General features: G+C 51.7%; 1 tRNA gene and 2 rRNA genes. All 3 read left to right on the top strand.

Going from position 1 to position 2,071, the window contains the following annotated elements:
- A 16S ribosomal RNA gene (locus M8318_RS00295) occupies positions 1-534 on the top strand; the annotation flags it as partial.
- An 87-nt stretch (positions 535-621) separates the two neighbouring features.
- Positions 622-696, top strand: a tRNA-Glu gene (locus tag M8318_RS00290).
- 208 nt (positions 697-904) lie between these two features.
- Positions 905-2,071: ribosomal RNA gene (locus M8318_RS00285) — 23S ribosomal RNA — on the top strand; the annotation flags it as partial.

Raw genomic sequence — 2,071 nt, 5'->3', positions numbered from 1 at the left:
AGCAGAGATGCTTTGGTGCCTTCGGGAACTCTGAGACAGGTGCTGCATGGCTGTCGTCAGCTCGTGTTGTGAAATGTTGGGTTAAGTCCCGCAACGAGCGCAACCCTTATCCTTTGTTGCCAGCGGTCCGGCCGGGAACTCAAAGGAGACTGCCAGTGATAAACTGGAGGAAGGTGGGGATGACGTCAAGTCATCATGGCCCTTACGAGTAGGGCTACACACGTGCTACAATGGCGCATACAAAGAGAAGCGACCTCGCGAGAGCAAGCGGACCTCATAAAGTGCGTCGTAGTCCGGATTGGAGTCTGCAACTCGACTCCATGAAGTCGGAATCGCTAGTAATCGTAGATCAGAATGCTACGGTGAATACGTTCCCGGGCCTTGTACACACCGCCCGTCACACCATGGGAGTGGGTTGCAAAAGAAGTAGGTAGCTTAACCTTCGGGAGGGCGCTTACCACTTTGTGATTCATGACTGGGGTGAAGTCGTAACAAGGTAACCGTAGGGGAACCTGCGGTTGGATCACCTCCTTACCTTAAAGAACCTGCCTTTGTAGTGTCCACACAGATTGTCTGATGAAAAGTATCGAGCAAGACGGCTGCGAAGTCGCGACACATCGTGTCCCCTTCGTCTAGCGGTTAGGACTCCGCCCTTTCACGGCGGCAACAGGGGTTCGAATCCCCTAGGGGACGCCACTTGCTGGCTGTGAGTGAAAGGCACAACCAATCAGTATCTCAAAACTGACTGTTAAGTCATGTTTGAGATATTTGCTCTTTAAAAATCTGGATCAAGCTGAAAATTGAAACGACACACTGTGTCTGCTCTCCGTAATAAGAGCAGATGAAGGTGTGTTCGAGTCTCTCAAATTTTCGCAATCAGAAGTGAAACAGCTTCGGGTTGTGAGGTTAAGCGACTAAGCGTACACGGTGGATGCCTAGGCAGTCAGAGGCGATGAAGGACGTGCTAATCTGCGATAAGCGTCGGTAAGGTGATATGAACCGTTATAACCGACGATTTCCGAATGGGGAAACCCAGTGTGATTCGTCACACTATCGTTAAGTGAATACATAGCTTAACGAAGCGAACCAGGGGAACTGAAACATCTAAGTACCCTGAGGAAAAGAAATCAACCGAGATTCCCCCAGTAGCGGCGAGCGAACGGGGAGCAGCCCAGAGTCTGAATCAGCATGTGTGTCAGTGGAAGCGTCTGGAAAGTCGCAGGGTACAGGGTGATACTCCCGTACACGAAGATGCATTTGCTGTGAACTCGAAGAGTAGGGCGGGACACGTGGTATCCTGTCTGAATATGGGGGGACCATCCTCCAAGGCTAAATACTCCTGACTGACCGATAGTGAACCAGTACCGTGAGGGAAAGGCGAAAAGAACCCCGGCGAGGGGAGTGAAAAAGAACCTGAAACCGTGTACGTACAAGCAGTGGGAGCCTTCGTGATGTGACTGCGTACCTTTTGTATAATGGGTCAGCGACTTATATTCTGTAGCAAGGTTAACCGTATAGGGGAGCCGAAGGGAAACCGAGTCTTAACTGGGCGTTAAGTTGCAGGGTATAGACCCGAAACCCGGTGATCTAGCCATGGGCAGGTTGAAGGTTGGGTAACACTAACTGGAGGACCGAACCGACTAATGTTGAAAAATTAGCGGATGACTTGTGGCTGGGGGTGAAAGGCCAATCAAACCGGGAGATAGCTGGTTCTCCCCGAAAGCTATTTAGGTAGCGCCTCGTGAATTCATCTCCGGGGGTAGAGCACTGTTTCGGCTAGGGGGCCATCCCGGCTTACCAACCCGATGCAAACTGCGAATACCGGAGAATGTTATCACGGGAGACACACGGCGGGTGCTAACGTCCGTCGTGAAGAGGGAAACAACCCAGACCGCCAGCTAAGGTCCCAAAGTCATGGTTAAGTGGGAAACGATGTGGGAAGGCACAGACAGCCAGGATGTTGGCTTAGAAGCAGCCATCATTTAAAGAAAGCGTAATAGCTCACTGGTCGAGTCGGCCTGCGCGGAAGATGTAACGGGGCTAAACCATGCACCGAAGCTGCGGCAGCGAC

It is taken from the genome of Leclercia tamurae, assembly GCF_025566055.1.
Lineage (GTDB): Bacteria > Pseudomonadota > Gammaproteobacteria > Enterobacterales > Enterobacteriaceae > Enterobacter > Enterobacter tamurae.
The sequence above is the reverse complement of the archived record's forward strand: the minus strand, read 5'-3'. Positions and strand labels throughout refer to the sequence as shown.